Raw genomic sequence first — 17595 nt, forward strand, 5'->3', positions numbered from 1 at the left:
AATTCACAACTCGAGTTTGCTCCGCAAACTCGGAAACGGATGGCTTTTGCTGCCATCCGTGGCCGTATTGCAAATAAGGCCGGATTCCAAAGGTATTGCGAGCCGGCGTAGCAATACTGCGAGGCCTTTGGCAGTGCGGGTATGAAAAGTGCACCTCCGTGTGCACTTTTCAACGCGAGTTTCGTCAGGCTTACGCCTGCCGAAACATCGGTTACGTACAGCGTTCCCGACCTCGTGTCGGAACATTAGCAGATAAGGCCGGGTTCTTAGGGCTGGCTAAGCCCTAAGCGTTATTTGGAAGATGGGTTGGGTTTTAGGGAAGGGAAGAAACTTTTAGTCGAAAAAGTGTCTTCCCTTCCCTGAATAAAGCATTTTTTAAGGAGGTTTTTATGAAATACAAACTAAAAACAATCTTGTTTATCGGTTTAGCGCTCATTGCGCTATTCGGCATGACCGGCTGTCCGAACAACGCGGGCGGAAGCAGTTCGGGAGGCGGCAACATCGACGGCGTATGGAAAGCTCTTTCCTCAACAGTAAACGGCGGAACACCGGTACCGTATCCGATATCCAATCCTAATCCGGGCGGCGGTACTGGACAGCTGTATTACTGTTTTTCGGAAGGTAAAGCATATCTCGCATTCAAAATAGAGGGAAATTCAAATCCCGGAGGAAACGGTCTTTTTAAAGGCGATCCGTGGGAAGAAGAATATACCTTTGAAAACAATATGCTTAAGTTAGTCGGAGAATCTCTGCCGTTTGTCTTAACCGGAAACACGGCAACAATAACCATAATCGAAGGCAGTAAGACCATTGTAACAATGCTTGAGCGGGTAAGCTTGCCCACCGTAGCCGAAATTAAAGCGGCAAAGAAACCGTAATAGGTTGGAAAACAGGAGTTATTTATGAAAACACGTAATTCAAAGACAAAGGCATCTGCGCTCATCACAGCCGCATTCATCGTACTTACCGCAGCACTGGTCTTTACCGCATGCCCCAACAGCGCGGGCGGCGGAGGCGGGGGCGGCTCTACCGTCAGCATCACCGTAAGAGGCGATGAGCACATAAACCTGCCGTCGAAGCCGATTGCGGTACGGGTGGGGGCCAAGTGGTCGGAAGCGCAGTCAACGGTTAAAAGCAAGGTCAGCGCCAAGCCGAACTTTTTGATTGACTCGTGGCACTTGGGCGAGGACGAAAGCGCACCGGAGCTTAAAGACACGGACATGTTTGTTAAAGACACCACCGTGTTTGTCAAATCGCGGCCGGACTTACCCGACCTTTCAAGTATACAGGGCTCGGGCGAGCAGGTTAAAATCACTTTCGAGGTAACGCCTGAAGAAGGAGGCGCCATACTGGGGCCGAAGTCGATCAGCGTCAACAAGGGAACCCTTTGGAATTCGGTTCTTAAAGCCTATGCCAAAGCTGCGCTCAAAGAGCACTACGGCTTTAAGTGTAACGGATGGAAAAAGAACGGCAACCCGGTGAACGATACCTACACCTTCGACGACGACACAACCATCTTTGCCGATATGGAAGACATGCGCATTAACATCACCGTAAAGGGCGACGGCAACGTGAGCGTACCGGATAGCACGCCGCTTGTTGTGCTGAGCGGAAGAAAGTGGCAGGACATAAAAGAGCAGGCCGCAAACAGGGTACAGGTCAGCGATCCTTCAAACATTGCCGTAACCGCGTGGCACCGGGGAGAAAGCGAAAGTGCTCCTGTGTTGACCGACGAGTACGAGTTTAAAAAAGCCGACGGGCAAAACCGCACTGTCTTTGCCAAAACGGGCGACCGGCGCATTACGCTTACCGTTACGTACGGTTCAGGCTCGGGTACACCGGAGACCGCCGGCACTATCACCATATACGACGGCGATGAGTGGCACAACGTACAAAAGCAGGTTGAAAAACTGGTAACCGTTCCCGAAGACCACTCCATACACTGGTATTTGGATAATGCAGGCGGGGAGTTTATAGACTTTTTCTATACGTTTAAAGCGAGCGACGGGAATGCACGTACGGTGTATGCCAGAATATCGCCGCCCATAGCGCTTACCGTTACATACGGCAGGATTACGGGGGCAACGGTAACGCTCGGCACCGTAACCGCAAAGCACCGCGGGTTGTGGTACGGCGTACAAGACCGGCTTAAGTATAAGTATCCTCTTCTCAAAAATACGGAGGTGGAATGGCATTGGCATGATAAAACCGGAGCGCTTATAAACGATACCTATGAGTTCGACGCCGGCAACGTGCCGTCGGACACGGTGTATGCGTTTGTCAGACCTCGAATAATTACGTATTACGGCGGACTGAGGTATCTTGCACCGATAGGCTCTGGCGGTTCGTATGAAGATTACAATATGAAAAAGATAGAAGCGGTAACGGACGGCTATGTCGGAGGCGATGCCTACTACTACGTCTACAACGATCCGCATAAGGTCAGTTTAACCGCCTATAATATAGGCACAACGGAAGTTACGCAAGAGTTGTACGAGTTGGTAATGGCACACAATCCGAGTTACTTTCAGGGCAGCTCACATCCGACTGCATCAGGCGAGAGCCAAGAAAAGCGCCCGGTAGAACAGGTAAGCTGGTTTGATGCGATAGCTTTTTGCAACGAGCTTACGCGCTGTTGTTACTCTTTGGGAGAAGCGCAATGCGTGTATACCTATAACGGGCATACCTACACGGTAGAAGATGCACAGGCACACAATGTGCCCGTCATGGATATGAGCAAAAAAGGCTTCCGCTTGCCGACCCAAGCCGAATGGGAGTGGGCTGCCCAAAGCGGCACTGCATGGCAGAAATGGGCGGGCACTGGCGACCGCGACGAACTTTCATACTACGCGTGGTACGATGCGAACGAATACGGCAGAACGCACCAAGCGGGACGTAAAAAGGCAAACCCGTTCGGTCTTTTTGACATGTCGGGCAACGTAAGCGAATGGTGCTGGGATTGGTGGATCCAGACTACGCCTGAGGGCGGTACCGATCCTGTCGGGCCGCTTTCGGGCACTAATCGCACCACCTGCGGCGGCGGTTACTCTTTCTTCGCCTCTGCGTGTTGTTGTGCGTCTCGCGGCTGTGAAGAACCCGACAAGAACAAGGATACTACCGGCTTTCGCATAGTGTGCAGGTATGAGTTTTAGGCTTTCCGCCTAAAACATCGCATGGCGCCGTATCTACACGTACCGCATACAAGCATCTATAAGTAGTAGATACGGCTATCTGCAATTGGTAGATAAGGGCATCTAAACTGAAACACCGCACAGGATTTGTGCGGAAGCTTGCGGGCAGGACGCCCGTACAGGCAAATGTCCGCCGAGTTTTTTGCGAAGCACAAATACTCGAAGCCCAAGAATGTACAGGACGTACATTCTTGGATACCTTTTCCCTTTATGCAAGCCCCTCAACTATGCAAAAAACTTTTACTCCTCGTTCTTGCAGACACAATCGGCACTATACTGCTTGCCGACCTAAAAGGTTCGTCTTCCGATGCAAGTCCTTTTGGGAAAAAACTGAAAGACAAGTCGCCCAATGTGCCGACGCTTTGTATAACAGGAACAGCTAACGGGTTTATTTGAGGGGATTGTTTTAAGTTTCAATATTTATTAAGGATGCGTTTTGGTCGTCGGATGCGTAAACCGAACGGGTGTTTTTGTAGGGATTGCGCACATTGTCCAATTTTAAGCGGACGCTGTCGATACGGGTGCGCAACGCATTGCGGTTTTTTTCGTTTTGTTGAAGTATTTTTGATTGCAGTTGTGCAAGGTCTGCTTGCAGTATGGGAATGTCCGTTTGCGAATAGCTGCCGTGCGAACTTTTGTACAATGCTTCCATGGGTTTTATAACTTTTTGCAAATTGCCGATACCGCCGATAATACGCTGTTCCAGTTCGGTGTGAGCGAGCAATTTTTCCGTGTCTTCATCAGCAATGCTTTGTTCTTGTTTTTCAAGTACGTTCAGGTATTCACGGAATTTTGTACGCTGTTCTTCGAGTAATCCGCGCAGTTTGTGCAGTATGCGCACGCGTTCGTTTAATTCCTGCTCGCTTAAGTGTGGTTCCGCCATTACAGAATCTATCCATTTATGTCTACGGCAGCGGCACGGGGTGTGTTTTCCGCAGCCATAGTGTTGGAAAGCGCCGCGTTCCACGATGTATACAATTCCTGCATAAAGGTAGTAATCGACAAAAGTTTTTTGCGGTCGTGGCTCATGCTTATATCCATCAATTCACGGTTAAAAAAGCTGTACAAAGCCATAAGGTTTTGAGCTATTTCTCCGCCGCGCTCCATGTCCAAAGACACCATCAGTTCGGTCAGTATTTCTTGTGTTTTAACCAAATTGTTGTGGAATTTTTCTATCGAAGCAGCTTCTATTTTATCTTCTTTCCCGTACAAAGACAACGCGCTATCGAGACGCCGAAGCGCTTCTTCATACAGCATAACAATCAGTTTGCCCTGACTTGCGGTTTTAACTCCCGTTTCTCTGTATGCGGCGTATGCTTGTGTGTATGCCATTACATCCCCTCCACAATGTGCTGATACATTCCTTTTTCCTTTATCGGCATTTTATTTTTCTGACTTTATGTTTTTCTTTTAAAATTAAAGATAAAATCACTCGACTAAACAAGCGTAATTGCGTATATTTATAAAAGCGAGGTTTGCATGAACGACAAAAACAACAAAGATAATAAAGATAAAAAAAACAATCCCGACAATCCTTTTGATTTTTTTAAGCTGTCTACCGACCCTGCGCCGGACGACGGCAATTATAAACGCCCCCGTTTTCCTTTATGGCTTATTCTTTTAGGTGTTTTTGCCGTTATAACCGCTTTTAATTGGTTTTTTATGACAAAAAACGATACCGCAATCGATTTTTCAGAGTTTAAAAAATTGATATCGGACGGATACATTGTGCGGGTTGAACTGGGTGATACGTATTTTATCGGTTACGGTGCGGATTCCGCAACGCACAATTCGGCACAGCGGGGAACGGCGGACGGTATTTCTCCCTTTTTGTTTTCATCCGCTTCCGCACAGGCTAAAACGTATAAAACCGTCGGTATTTTAACCGAAGATTTTTTAACTTTACTCGACGAAAAAAACGTTGCATACAAAGCCGTTAAAAATCAGCGAAGCGTGCTTTTGCAAGTGCTGTTTAATTTGGTAGTGCCGGTAGGACTTTTATTTTTAATTTATCACTTTGTTTTTAAACGTATGGGCGGTTTGGGCGGAAGTATTTTTTCTGCCGGACAAAGCCGAGCAGCAGCCGTTGAAGAAGGAAAGGTTACCACCCGTTTTGCCGATGTTGCCGGCGTTGACGAAGCAAAAGAAGAATTGGTTGAAGTGGTGGACTTTTTAAAATCGCCGCAAAAATATACCGAAATCGGCGGAAAGATTCCCAAAGGCGTGCTTTTGGTAGGTCCTCCGGGAACGGGTAAAACGCTTTTGGCGCGCGCCGTAGCAGGCGAAGCCGGCGTTCCTTTTTTCCGTATTTCCGGGTCCGATTTTGTTGAAATGTTTGTGGGCGTGGGTGCAAGCCGCGTGCGCGATCTTTTTAAGCAAGCGCGCGACAAAGCCCCGTGTATTGTTTTTATTGACGAATTGGACGCTATCGGCAAAAGCCGCATTAACTCGGTAAGCGGCGGTAACGACGAGCGTGAACAAACGCTGAACCAATTATTGGTTGAAATGGACGGCTTCGATAACTCAACCGGTCTTATTCTTTTGGCGGCGACAAACCGCCCCGATGTACTCGACCCGGCTCTTTTGCGCCCCGGCCGCTTCGACCGCCAAGTTGTAGTAGACCGCCCCGACGTAAAGGGTAGAGAAGCTATTTTAAAAATCCATGCAAAAAACGTAAAACTCGGACAGGATGTGGATTTGGCTGCCATTGCCCGTACCACATCGGGTTTTGCCGGTGCAGACCTTGCCAATGTGGTAAATGAAGCTGCTCTTTTGGCGGTGCGCGGCGGGCGCAAATTAGTAAGCATGGAAGATTTTGATGAAGCCGTAGAAAAAGCCATTGCCGGTTTACAAAAAAAGAGCCGTGTTATAAAAGAAAATGAGCGGCGTATAGTTGCTTTTCATGAAACGGGACACGCGCTTACGGCAGCTTTTACCGAAGGTGCCGATCCTGTGCATAAAATATCCATTATACCGCGAGGTGTTGCCGCTTTGGGGTATACGCTGCAAATGCCCGAAGACGACCGCTACCTTAAAAGCCAAAAAGAACTATACGGCGAAATCGACGTATTGCTCGGCGGACGTGCGGCTGAATTAGTTACTTTCGGCGAAGTGTCTACGGGCGCGGGAAACGACTTGCAGCGGGCAACCGATATTGCGCGCAGTATGCTTACCGATTACGGTATGAGCGACCGCTTTGAAAACGTTGTGCTGTCAAAACGCGGCGGTGCATACGGGAGCGAAGAGCCGCGCCTTATACGCGAGTACTCGGAAAAAACTCAACAGTACATAGACGAAGAGTTAGCACGCATTATGGCGGAACGTTTTGCGCGGGTAACTAAACTGTTAAAAGAAAAACAGCGCGTAATGGAATACATTGCAAACCGCTTGTTGGAAAAAGAAATTATAGAACAAAGCGAGTTTAACGATATTATAAAGGCGGAAGCCGACCTTGCGGTAAAAGCCTAAACGGACGGCGGCAGGAATTTTATGGATTTTATACCCGACCCTTTTTTTGTGCGCTTAAGGCGGTTTGTTTTGCAATACGCCGCCGCATGCTTTTTATGTTTATGTGTTGTTGTTTTTGCCGTTATTGACACCAGTTTAATTTCGGTGCGCAATATACGCAATATACTGTCCGATGCGGCACCCCTTTTAGTTTCTGCGTCGGCTATGGCGCTGTGTTTGTTTTCCGGCTACATAGACTTTTCCGCCGGAGCTTCGGCTTGTTTTGCGGCGGCTATTGCAAGCTCTTTTATGCAAGCGCCGGAAAGTGCCGGCAGAATGTTTGCTTTTTTGCCGCCGTTTCCGGCTTTTGCAGTCATTCCTTTTGTAACGGTTTTGTTTTTTGCGGTGGGTATGCTTAACGGTTTTTTAATAAAACGCGTGTCGCTTCCGCCGTGGTTTGCCACTTTTGCAACCGGCAGCGTATTGACTGCGCTAACGCATATATACTTATGTACAAAAGATATGCAATTACGCGTACTCGAAGGTTTTACCCGTCAGTATACTTTGTTCGGTGTAGGTTATATCGGAGTAAACCCTACGCTTTCGATTCCCATATCCGTAATTTTTTCGCTTTTTGTTTTTTTTGCCCTGCGTGCGGGAATAAAGCGGTTTTTACCCGAAGCTGACGCTCCCGGGCGTTCCGTTGTGCAAGACTTAAAAAAAACCATGTTTTTATTTGGCACAGTATCGAGCCTTTTTGCTTTAAGCGGCATGATGATTACTGCACGGGCGGGAAGTATTGCCTCTTTATCGGCAGGCGAATTTGAACTGCATACGCTTGCCGTATGTTTTACCGCTTCGCTGTCGCTGTTTGGCGCTCGGGGCAGCTGGGCTGCAGTCGCTGCCTGCACTTTTATTTACAGCGCGTTTATGTATACGGCAGACTTTGTGGGTATAAACCGTTTTGTAACGCTGGCATTCCGCACGCTTATTCCTTTGACAATGGTGTGGATTGATATCGTTAAAAGAAAAAAAACGGCAAATACCGGTAATAGCGGTATTACCGGTGCGAACATTAACCGATTATAAATCCGGCGCGTGCTCCAAAAGGTAATCCTCGGCTTCTTTTGACCACAGCATATCGCTTTTTTGCACGATTTTTGCCAGCGCGGCGAACAGGGGATCGGTTTTGCCTTTTTCTTCAAAATCGGTTAAAGCGGTCAGCGGCAGCTTTTTATGCGTATAAATCAGCTTTTTGCCGCCGGGAATCTTATCCAAATTGATAACCGTGTCGGCGACTTGGTCGAGTCCGCCTACGTGCGTAATCATCGTAACCGGGTTGAGTTCGCCTTTGGCCATCATGTGCAAAGATTCTTTTATGTCGTCGGTATTGCCGCCCGAAGTGCCGACTACGTGGTGGGCTTCGTAGTGCACGTTGTAAAAGTTGTACATCGCGCTGAACGACGGGTCGGTGGGGCCTGCAAAAAAGTTCAAACAGCCGTCTTTGCCGCACAAGCTGTCGCCCAGTTCCACAACGGGCTTTACGGGCGCAAATACGAATACATCGTCGTAGAGTTTGCCGCCGTTAAGTTCTTTTAATTTTTCAACGGGATTTGCTATATCGCGCGTGTTCACATACACGAGTTTTACTCCGTACTTTGCCGCTTCCGAGGGGGGCAGTAAGCTTTCCGCCCGCTTTAAGCGCGCATCGTCGATGTCGGTTACAACCAAAAAACCGGGTTTGCGCGGATTGTGAACAGCATAATCGATTGCAGTCAGGCCCATAGGACCGACGCCGGCAAGCAAAGCAAGCGAGCCGCCTTCGACGATTCCCATACGGTGTTCGTAGCTTCCCGCTGTGGTGTGGTACTGTGCGTGGAAGGCTCCGACAACACAGGATACCGGCTCCGAAAGCGAGCCCATAAAAAAGTTGTCGGCCTTGTATTCCAAAAGGCAGCCCAGCTCCATAACTTCGGCAGGAATAATGATATAGGTTGCATCGCCTCCGATATGGGCGTATGAATAGCCGGGCGCCCACAGCGTGCCGTCTTTGTTCAGTGCGGGCTGTATGGCGAACTTTTGTCCCGCCTTAAATTGGTGCTGCCATTTTTTGCCGACTTCAACCAGCGTTCCGCAAAATTCATGCCCGATAATAACCGGATTTTCGGACAGCTTTGCGCGCACACGTTTATGCGCGTCGCCCTGCATGGCAAGTTTGTGGCTCGACATACATACCGAGTCGGAAACGACTTCCGCAAGGATTTCGTCGTCTTTAATGGGCGGAAGTTCGAATTCTTCCAGCCTCAAATCGTTTACACCGTATAAACGTACAGCTTTTGTTTTCATACATACTCCTATAAAAACTTTTATTTAGGGGAAGGAAGACACTTTTGCGACTAAAAGTTTCTTCCTTCCCCTAAAACCCCTTCTATCTTCCAAATGACGCTTAAGGGCTCCCGCCCTTAAGAATCCCAACCTATCCACAAAACTGCCACGGATGGCAGTAAAAGCAATACGGTTCCGAGTTTTGCGAAGACAAACTCACGTTAAAAATCGGACAGGGAAGTCCGATTTTCAAACCTGCACTGAGAATTGCCCCCCCCCGGTTCTCAAGTCGTAAGTAACCGAGCACTTTTTATCGTTCTATAAAATGCAGCGGTCGAAGTTAAACCTTTGTTTCATTCATCCATGCTTTTTTATACGCTTCGTAGCCGGTTACGGGCGCTTTTTCGACCGCCGTGTAGGCTATGTCGGCGTTTTTGCCCAGTTCGCGTATCGGTTTGCCGCTTAAAGCCATAACGGCCGCTATCGCCGCACCGCATGCGGTCGCTTCGGCAATGCCGGTTAAAAATATTTCGTTTTCCGGAAGCGCCGAAGCAAGCAGGGCGTTGTATAATTTGTTTTTGCGGAAACCTCCTTCCGTAAAGACCTTCGTGCCTTTTTTTAGTCCCGAACGCCGAAGCGCGGTTTCGGTTTGTATAACCAGCGATAAATCGAGCAGGGCAAAAAAGCGCTGTTCATCCCGTATAATGTGGGGTAATTTTACACCCTTTTGCATGCCTTCAAGGGAATAAAAGGTGCCGCGTTCGCGGATGCCCGGCTTTGAACCAGTGAACTGTCCGGAACCCGCAACGATTTCGGGCATAAGGAAGGTGTCTTTTTCATTTAATACTTCCTGCGTTTTGCCGAAATCGAACGAGGGAAATTGTTCCGTATTGTGTACTTTTTTGTACAAACTTATATACGTGTCGAATTCCATGCCGCCCACAAAGATGGCGGTTTTTATGGGACGGCGGAACGCCGATTGGTTGAAAAAGACGATTTTTCCGATGTCGTCTTCGTTAAAAGCCAATTCGTCCTGCGGGTGCATGCATACGCACCAAGTGCCCGTCGAATTGAGCACAAAGTCGCCCGTGTCGTCTTTTGCAAGGTAGGGTAAAAGCGATGCGTTTGAATCGTGGATTCCCATGGTTACGAGGGTCGACCGGTCGAGGCCGGAGCATTTTGCCGCTTCCTCGGTCAGTGTGCCGAGCGCTTCGCACGTATTTTTATACTTCGTCGGAAGAAGATGCCGGATTCCCAACGTATCGGTTACGGGCGACCAATCGCTTTTTTTGTGGTCCCACAAATAGCTGTGACAGCCGCAATACGTCGGTTCGGTTCCCGCAATGCCGGTAAACACGTAGCCCCAATACTGGGGAAAATTCAAAATAGTGCGTGTTTTGGCGAATTCCGCGGCAAAATGTTTTTGCAAATACATAATGCCCTTTGCGGGATTTATGAGCGACCCGAACGGCGGCGTATACGTGCTGCGCTGCAAGTCGGCTTTGCTTCCGCATTTTTTATAAAATTCGTTCTGGAATTGTTCGCCCGGCTCGTGCGTGTAAAGAATCGACGGAACGCACACTTTTCCGTCCTTATCGATGCAGACAAAGGTTGCCCCGTGCGTCGTTACCGACAGCGCTTTAATCGGATACTTTTGCGCGAAGGTGCGCAATTGCTCGAAAAACCAATCTTCCATTCCCGCCAAATCGTGCGCTTCGACTTGAGCGCCGGTGTCCGGCTCGCGGACTTTCAGCGGTTCGAACGTTTTGTACACCGCATCGAGCTGATGCAGGTTTTCATCGTATACGGCAACTTTTTTGTTCGTCATGCCGATGTCTATAACGGCAACAGCATAGCTCATAACTTCTCCTAAAAAAACTTTTGCAGGAAGCTTGGGCTTCCGAAAAAGTTTTTTCGCGCTTTCGCAAACGTCAGTTGAGAAAGCGCAGTAAATATCGCCGCCAAGGACGGCGGTTAAATCATACAGAAGCGATATTTTGGTTTCACCAAAATTCGCTATAAACAGATGTACACGGAAGTACATCTGTTTATGACGGCGCCATTTTAGACGGCGCTTTTTATCGCTCTCCTTATTTAATGCAGCATAACCTGTCCGCCGGTTACCGGAAGTGCTTGACCCGTTTCGTATGTCTGTTCGACAAGGTAGAGTACGGCTTTTAAAACGTCCGGGCCGGAACAGCCTCTATTCATCGGAACCTTTGCTTCGTAAAAGGCTTTTACGTCGGCAACCGTTTGTGCGCCGGGAACTTTGCCGGCTTTTAAGTACTGCACGAACAAGCCTTTTTCCGGATCCGACCACAGCGGTCCGTCGAAAAAGTTTCCGGGGCATATTGCGTTCACTTTAATACCGTAGGCGACCAATTCCAGCGCAAAACTTTCAACCAATCCTATGCCGCCGAATTTGCCTCCGGCATAAGAGCCGTTTTTATTCGAGCCTTCCAAGCCCGACTTTGAATTGATTTGAATGATGTCGGTCGGCCATGAAGGGGCGACCGCGTATTGGCGCTTCATAAGGCGTGCGCAGTGCTTCGTTACGACGGCAAAGGCTGTGTAGTTTATATCGGTAACAAAACGGAACGAGGCCATGTCCTGCTCCAAAATGCTTGAAGCGCGAAGGACGCCCGCATTGCTTATGCACAAATCCAAGCCGCCGCAGGTAAGAGCGGCCGTTTCGAACATATTTTCCACGGATTCTTCATCGGCGACGTTTACTTTAACGGCAAAGGCTGTTTGTTTTTTTTCTTCGGCGTTTAAAGCGGCGGCAAGTTTTTCGGCGCCTTCAAGGTTTAAATCGGCAATAAAGACGACGGCGCCCTGCTTTACCAAACCGCGCACCAGCTCTTCGCCGAAGCCCTGTGCGCCGCCGGTTACGAGGGCTGTTTTGTTTTTTACGACGTCGGCACGTGAAGCGCAAGAGGCGCAGGCTTTTGCCGTCTCTTCTTTTTCGCCGCCGGAACAAGCGCAGTTCCATTCGTTTACCGCACCGCTTTCGGCTTGCGCAAGAGAGAGCGTGTCGGGTGCCGTTAAAAAGCGCTCGGTTTTTCCTTCAACCGAAAGTTCAATGCATGCGGGAACGGCGCCGTTGTGAATCGAAGCGAAAGCCTTTTTTACGGCTGCGGCCGCCTGCGTTTCGTCGTTCGGCGCGTCTTCAAAAGCGATGCGCAATGAAGCTTTCCGTTCTTTTTGTGCGGATTGCGCCGAACCGACACTTTGTACGATCCACGGTTTTTGCACAAGGTTTATAATCGCGCCGCGGATAATCGGCGCAAAAAATGCTGCGTGTGTCATATTTCTTTTATCGCTCCTGTGTTAATGATAAAGCCGCCTGTTCGGCGCTCAGCGTTCCCGCCGGTTTAAGTTTTTTGCCCAAGCCGGCATATACGGCAAGTCGCTTGGCAAGTGTTTCGTGCGCCAAAGGATTTTCGGCGGAAAACAAACCGTATTCGTTTTTGTATGAGGCAAGTTTTTCATGCGCCGCCAAAGCCCATGTCGCGTCGATAAGATTTTCGAATTCTTTTTCGAGCAATTCGGGACACGAAAAATCCTGACGCGAACTGTTTATGTCGACGCCGGATATTTCCATAAAACCGTATTTTTCGCACAATTTGCGCAAGCGCAAAAGCTGCTGCTTTGTGTTGCGCGGCGGCATGTACGTTACGGCAAGGTAGCCCAGTTCTTTGAGCACGGGGAATAAATCGTCCAAAAAATCGTCTTCAAATTTTTCGGCTTTTTTGTCGCCCGTGGGCGATTCGGTTATGTCGCCCAAATATGCGTATGCGGGAACGGCTCCTATCGCTTGGGCAAACGCGGTAACGGTTTCGGCCGGAATGCATTCGCTGCTGTCGGGCTGAATGAAGATGCGCGGCAAAAATTCGCTTTTTAGCGCACCGAGTAAATCGTACGCATAATGCGGATTTGAAGCGTCGGCGAGGCGCTCCGCGGTTTTCCCGCCGATGTACAAATTAAAGCGCGCTTTTAAATTCTTTAAAAGTTCTTCGCCCGTTCCGTAAGTGTCGATAAAGCGGTGCGCGAGCGCGTATAAAATATGCCGTTCGGTAACGCTTCCCGCCTCGTCGGATTTTGACAAGGGCTCTATGTCTTTTTCGTACGACAGCGGCTTAAGACCGGCTTCCGTGATAATTTCGTTTAAAGAAGCGGTCATCGCGATATTGCGCTTTTTGCGCGCTTTGCAAATCGGCTGCAAAAATAAAGCGGCGAGTTTTCTTTTCGATGAGGGAATGCCCTGCACCGTCATGTATGCAATGCCCTTGGAATCGGGATTGTTCAGTTTTACGTCGGCAAAACGCGTATGTTTAAAACTTACGCGCACTTCAAAGCCCGTAACGACTCCCAAGCCCAAAAGGCCGCAAGCTTCGGTCATTTCTTCGGCTGCCGATACGGAATCATGGTCGACGGAACCTGCAACCGCAAGGCCCGCTTCGCGCGCTTTTAAAGCGGCCATTGCCGGCGTGTAGGGACTGAAGCTGTATACGGTATGAATGTGATTGTTTGTCTGGACGTTTAAGGGCACAAGCTCCCTGCCGTTTTTTTCGACCCATGCTTTGAGTGCGGCAAGTCGTTTTTCGCCGGACAGTTTGGAATCGTTTATTTTTCCGTAATCGTTCATAGTTTCCCTTACATTATAAATGCGCAATAATTGCGCAAAGGCGGCCGCCGAAAATCTGCGTTTCCAGCAGCCGTTTTATCGATTTTTTAAACGCGTAAGTGTTTTACACGCGGGGTTTAGACTCCTTGACGATTTTTGCGCAAAATATCCATTGTCGTTTGAACCGATTTGGGCGTATATCCTTTTAACGGAATAATGCGCTCGTGAATCGTATCCAAAATCCAATCGACGCTCGGGAAATAATAGTGTTCGCATTCGGGAGCGGGCGTTATCCAGTTGCGGCTTCCCAGCACGGCAACCGGAGCGTCCAAATAATCGAAGGCGAGCGCACTCATATTCGAAGCAACCGTGTGCATAAAAGAGCCGCGTTCGGCCGCATCGCTTACGAGCAAAAGCTTACCGGTTTTCTTTACCGATTCGACAATTTTTTCGTAGTTTAGCGGATTAATCCAGCGGATGTCGATAATTTCGGCATCCATGCCGTATTGTTCTTTAAGCGTTTTCGCGGCGTTCATTGCGGTGTACAGCGTGGCACCCAGTGTTGCGATCGTGATGTCTGTGCCGGTTTTGCGGATTGCCGGTTCTCCTTCCGGAATTTCGTAGTAACCGGCCGGAACTTCTTTTTCGAATTCTTCGCCTTTATCATAGAGCTTTTGGCTTTCGAAGAAAATAACCGGATCCGTGCCGCGCAGCGCGTAGTTCAGCATACCCTTTGCGTCGTAGGGCGTTGCGGGGAATACCGCTTTAAGGCCGGGAATTGCAGCGACCAGAGCGCTCCAGTCCTGACTGTGCTGGGCGCCGTATTTGTTGCCGACCGAAACGCGTACGGTAAGCGGCATTTTCAAAAGTCCTGCGGACATCGACTGCCATTTTGAAGCTTGGTTGAATATTTCATCTCCCGCGCGTCCCATAAAATCGCAGTACATCAATTCCACAACCGCGCGTCCGCCGCTCATCGCGTAGCCGACTCCCGCGCCGACAATCGCCGCTTCGGAAATGGGGCTGTTGAACAGGCGGTTGTACGGCAGCGCTTCGGTTAAGCCGCGGTACACGGCGAAAGCTCCGCCCCAATCGCGGTTTTCTTCGCCCCATGCGGCCATCGTCGGATCGGTTACAAAGCGGTGGAACATCGCTTCGAACAAACCGTCGCGGTACTGGAACATTTTGTTTTTCGAAAGCGGTTTGCCGTCCGCGTCGAATGCGCTTCTGATTTTTCCTGAAATCGCTTTTAAGCGTACGTTCGTTTCGGGATTGACGTCGAGCACTTCGGGCTTTGCGTCGGCTAATTTGTCGGCCTTTGTGTTCGAAAACATAACCGATTCTATAAAAGAGGCGCTCGCGCGCGGACTTTCTTTGTCGTCCGTTGCCAATTTTACAACCTGAATCAGCTTTTCGCGGATTGAATTTTCCTGCTTTTCGGCGTCGGCCTTTGTGATAAGTTTGTTCTTTATAAGGTAGGCTTTGTATTCTTCAATCGCGTCCGCTTTTTGCCAAGCGTCGATTTCTTCTTTTGTGCGGTAGCTTGAAGCGTCCGAAGGCGAGTGTCCCGACACGCGGTAGGTGATTGTGTCCAAGAGTACGGGGCCGTCGCCTTTAAGCAAAATCGCTTTTTTGCGCGCGATTGCGTCCGCAACGGCGAGCGGATTGTAGCCGTCTACGCGCTCGGCGTGCATGTTTTGCGGATTGACGCCCGCGCCGACCCGCGCAACATAACCGTAGCCCATCGTTTCGCCGCAGGTTTGTCCGCCCATACCGTAAAAGTTGTTGAAAAAGTTAAACAAAATAGGCGGCGCGCCCCCGGCCGATTCGGGCCACAGCGTTTTGTATTGGTCCATTGCCGCCATCATCATCGCTTCCCATACCGGACCGCAGCCCAAGGCCGCGTCTCCCACATTGGAAACGACAATGCCGTTTTTTTTATTGATGCGTTTGAAAAGCGCGGCTCCCGTCGCTATGTCGGCCGAACCGCCTACGATTGCGTTATTCGGCATTGAACCGAAGGGCAAAAAATAGGCGTGCATGGAGCCGCCCAAGCCGCGGTTAAAGCCCGCGTTGCGTGCAAAAATTTCGGCAAGGGTTCCGTACAAAACGAAGTTTTCGGCCAAATCTTTTACGTTTTTGTACGAAATTTTTTCGGCCATCTTAAGCGTATCGCCGCCTAAAAATTCTTTCATGATTTTTTCGAGTTCTTTTTCGCTTAATTTTTCAACCGCCGAATAGCACTTTGCCAAAATTTCGCCGTGGCTGCGGTGCGAACCGAAAATAAAGTCGTCGATTCCCAAATTGACGCACTGACCGACGGCGGCCGCTTCCTGTCCCATCGAAAGGTGGGCAGGGCCTTTGTGGTTGTATTCGATGTTTTCCCATGCGCCCTGCGTTTTAAACGTGTTGAGCATGGTTTCGAACGCACGGATTGTCTGCATATCGTACAAAATCCGTTTAAGTTTTTCGGCTCCGTAGGTTTTTAATTCTTTTTCAAAATCGCTTTGATACTGATTTACCGGAATGTCTTTGATTTTCAACTTTTCCGCTTTTCTTACCTTTTTAGGGTCTACGAATAATGATTTCGGCATACTATATACTCCTTTTCAATAATATGACTTTTGCATACGGCTTTTATAAAGCCCACACCGCTTCGCGGATCGCTTCGCATACGGTCGGATGCGGGAAGATTAATTGCTTGACGTCTTCTACGCGCATTTCGTTTTCGATAAGGGCCGAAGCTCCCCAAATCATTTCGGAAGCATAGGAGCCCAAAATATGAACGCCGAGGATGCGGCCGTTTTTTTCATCCGCAATCACTTTTACCGTTCCGGCGGCTTTTACGCCGTTTTCGGCGACAAAGCGTCCCGAAACGATCATCGGCACGGTCGCCGTTTTTACACCGATGTTTTTGGCACGCGCTTCCTGTTCGGTTATGCCGCAGCCGGACGCTTCGGGTATGGAATAGACAACCCACGGAACGGCGTCGTATCTCATGCGGTCGCGGTTCGGCGTTCCGTCCAAAACGGAACAAATGTCGTTGACGGCGACTTCGGCCATGCGGTACGCCGAGTGCGCAAGCATGCTTTTGCCGTTTACGTCCCCGATTGCCCATACGCCGCTCACATTCGTGCGCATGCGCTCGTCTACCGCGACGCCCTTGGGCCTTATGTCGATTCCGGCAGCTTTGCCGTTCCAGCTTTCGGTTTGGCATTTGCGCCCGACGGCCATAAGGACGATGTCCGCTTTTACGGATTCGTCTTTGCCTTCTTTTGTTTTATAAAAGACGGTTCCGCCGTCGAGTTTTTCGACGCGGCAGCCCAAACGGAATTCGGTGTTTTTAAGATATTTGCGCAAAAGCGGGGCAAGCTCTTTGTCCATCGGCGGAATTATTTCGTCCATCATTTCGATAACCGTTACCTTGCTGCCGAGCGTTCCGAACAAGCTTGCAAATTCAATACCGATAACGCCGCCGCCGATAACGCACAGGTTTTCGGGAACCTGTGTCAGTTCCAAAAGCGCGGTCGAATCCAGCAGTTTTTTATTGTCCTTTGTGCCGGGAATCGGCGGCATTGCGGGAATCGAACCTGCGGCAATGATCACGGCTTTCGCTTCGTGCACTTCGCCCGTTTCGGCGATCTTTACCTTTCCCGCCGCGACAAGTTCTCCCGTTCCCATAACAACATCGACTTTCAATCGCTTCATAAGCGAAGCGACGCCGGAACACAGCGTTTCGACCGTTTTCTTTTTCCATGCGGCCATTTCGCCCATGTCGAACCGGATGTTATCGGCATGAACGCCGAATTGAGGCGCTTCCTGCGCGTGCAGGTAATGCTTTGCCGAATTCAAAAGCGTTTTTGTGGGAATGCAGCCGACGTTCAAACAGGTTCCGCCCAGATACTGTTTTTCGATGAGCAAAACCTGTTTTTTCCGCTGCGCGAGCCTTTCGGCGGCAAGATAACCGCCCGGTCCGCCTCCGATTATAATTACATCATACATACC

Annotated in this window: 13 protein-coding genes; 5 read left to right on the forward strand and 8 right to left on the reverse strand. The window is 49.5% G+C overall.

Going from position 1 to position 17595, the window contains the following annotated elements; genetic code table 11:
* Window positions 1–389: 389 nt before the first annotated feature.
* The 3 genes from HMPREF9193_RS04010 (at window position 390) to HMPREF9193_RS04020 (ending at window position 3587) form a co-directional block, all read left to right on the forward strand.
* On the forward strand, window positions 390–878 hold the full coding sequence (locus tag HMPREF9193_RS04010) for a hypothetical protein (RefSeq protein WP_021686791.1): 489 nt from the start codon (window positions 390–392) through the stop codon (window positions 876–878).
* Window positions 879–902: 24 nt separating this feature from the next.
* Window positions 903–3152 (forward strand): formylglycine-generating enzyme family protein, encoded by a 2250-nt coding sequence (locus HMPREF9193_RS04015; RefSeq protein WP_021686792.1) that lies wholly within the window; start codon window positions 903–905, stop codon window positions 3150–3152.
* A gap of 249 nt (window positions 3153–3401) precedes the next feature.
* Window positions 3402–3587 carry a hypothetical protein gene (locus HMPREF9193_RS04020; RefSeq protein WP_156882449.1) on the forward strand — a complete coding sequence of 62 codons (186 nt, stop codon included), beginning with the start codon at window positions 3402–3404 and terminating at the stop codon, window positions 3585–3587.
* A gap of 10 nt (window positions 3588–3597) precedes the next feature.
* Here HMPREF9193_RS04020 and HMPREF9193_RS04025 read toward each other — a convergent pair whose 3' ends face one another.
* Both HMPREF9193_RS04025 and fliS read right to left on the reverse strand, forming a co-directional pair.
* A complete protein-coding gene (locus tag HMPREF9193_RS04025; protein ID WP_021686794.1) occupies window positions 3598–4074 on the reverse strand; it encodes a hypothetical protein in 477 nt (158 codons plus the stop codon).
* 8 nt (window positions 4075–4082) lie between these two features.
* Window positions 4083–4523, reverse strand: a complete 441-nt coding sequence (gene fliS / locus HMPREF9193_RS04030) for a flagellar export chaperone FliS (protein WP_021686795.1) — start codon at window positions 4521–4523, stop codon at window positions 4083–4085.
* 147 nt (window positions 4524–4670) lie between these two features.
* On the opposite strand from fliS, the gene ftsH reads away from it, so the two are divergent.
* Window positions 4671–6659, forward strand: a complete 1989-nt coding sequence (gene ftsH, locus HMPREF9193_RS04035; RefSeq protein WP_021686796.1) for an ATP-dependent zinc metalloprotease FtsH — start codon at window positions 4671–4673, stop codon at window positions 6657–6659.
* A 21-nt stretch (window positions 6660–6680) separates the two neighbouring features.
* Window positions 6681–7727 (forward strand): ABC transporter permease, encoded by a 1047-nt coding sequence (locus HMPREF9193_RS04040; RefSeq protein ID WP_021686797.1) that lies wholly within the window; start codon window positions 6681–6683, stop codon window positions 7725–7727.
* Here the strand turns inward: HMPREF9193_RS04040 and HMPREF9193_RS04045 are convergent.
* From HMPREF9193_RS04045 to lpdA, 6 genes are all read right to left on the reverse strand, one after another.
* Window positions 7722–8984 carry a zinc-binding dehydrogenase gene (locus HMPREF9193_RS04045; RefSeq protein WP_021686798.1) on the reverse strand — a complete coding sequence of 421 codons (1263 nt, stop codon included), beginning with the start codon at window positions 8982–8984 and terminating at the stop codon, window positions 7722–7724. The genes HMPREF9193_RS04040 and HMPREF9193_RS04045 overlap by 6 nt on opposite strands.
* A 319-nt stretch (window positions 8985–9303) precedes the next feature.
* Window positions 9304–10824 carry an FGGY family carbohydrate kinase gene (locus tag HMPREF9193_RS04050; protein ID WP_040847563.1) on the reverse strand — a complete coding sequence of 507 codons (1521 nt, stop codon included), beginning with the start codon at window positions 10822–10824 and terminating at the stop codon, window positions 9304–9306.
* Between the two features lie 233 nt (window positions 10825–11057).
* A complete protein-coding gene (locus HMPREF9193_RS04055) occupies window positions 11058–12272 on the reverse strand; it encodes an SDR family NAD(P)-dependent oxidoreductase (RefSeq protein WP_021686800.1) in 1215 nt (404 codons plus the stop codon).
* Window positions 12273–12279: 7 nt separating this feature from the next.
* A complete protein-coding gene (locus tag HMPREF9193_RS04060) occupies window positions 12280–13611 on the reverse strand; it encodes a PHP domain-containing protein (RefSeq protein WP_021686801.1) in 1332 nt (443 codons plus the stop codon).
* 116 nt (window positions 13612–13727) lie between these two features.
* Window positions 13728–16184: an alpha-ketoacid dehydrogenase subunit alpha/beta gene (locus tag HMPREF9193_RS04065; RefSeq protein WP_021686802.1), complete on the reverse strand. Its 2457-nt coding sequence runs from the start codon at window positions 16182–16184 to the stop codon at window positions 13728–13730.
* Between the two features lie 43 nt (window positions 16185–16227).
* Window positions 16228–17592, reverse strand: coding sequence for a dihydrolipoyl dehydrogenase (gene lpdA, locus HMPREF9193_RS04070; protein ID WP_021686803.1), 1365 nt, complete (start codon window positions 17590–17592; stop codon window positions 16228–16230).
* Between the last annotated feature and the right edge of the window lie 3 nt (window positions 17593–17595).

Origin of the sequence: Treponema lecithinolyticum ATCC 700332, assembly GCA_000468055.1 — a bacterium.
Taxonomy (GTDB): domain Bacteria; phylum Spirochaetota; class Spirochaetia; order Treponematales; family Treponemataceae; genus Treponema_C; species Treponema_C lecithinolyticum.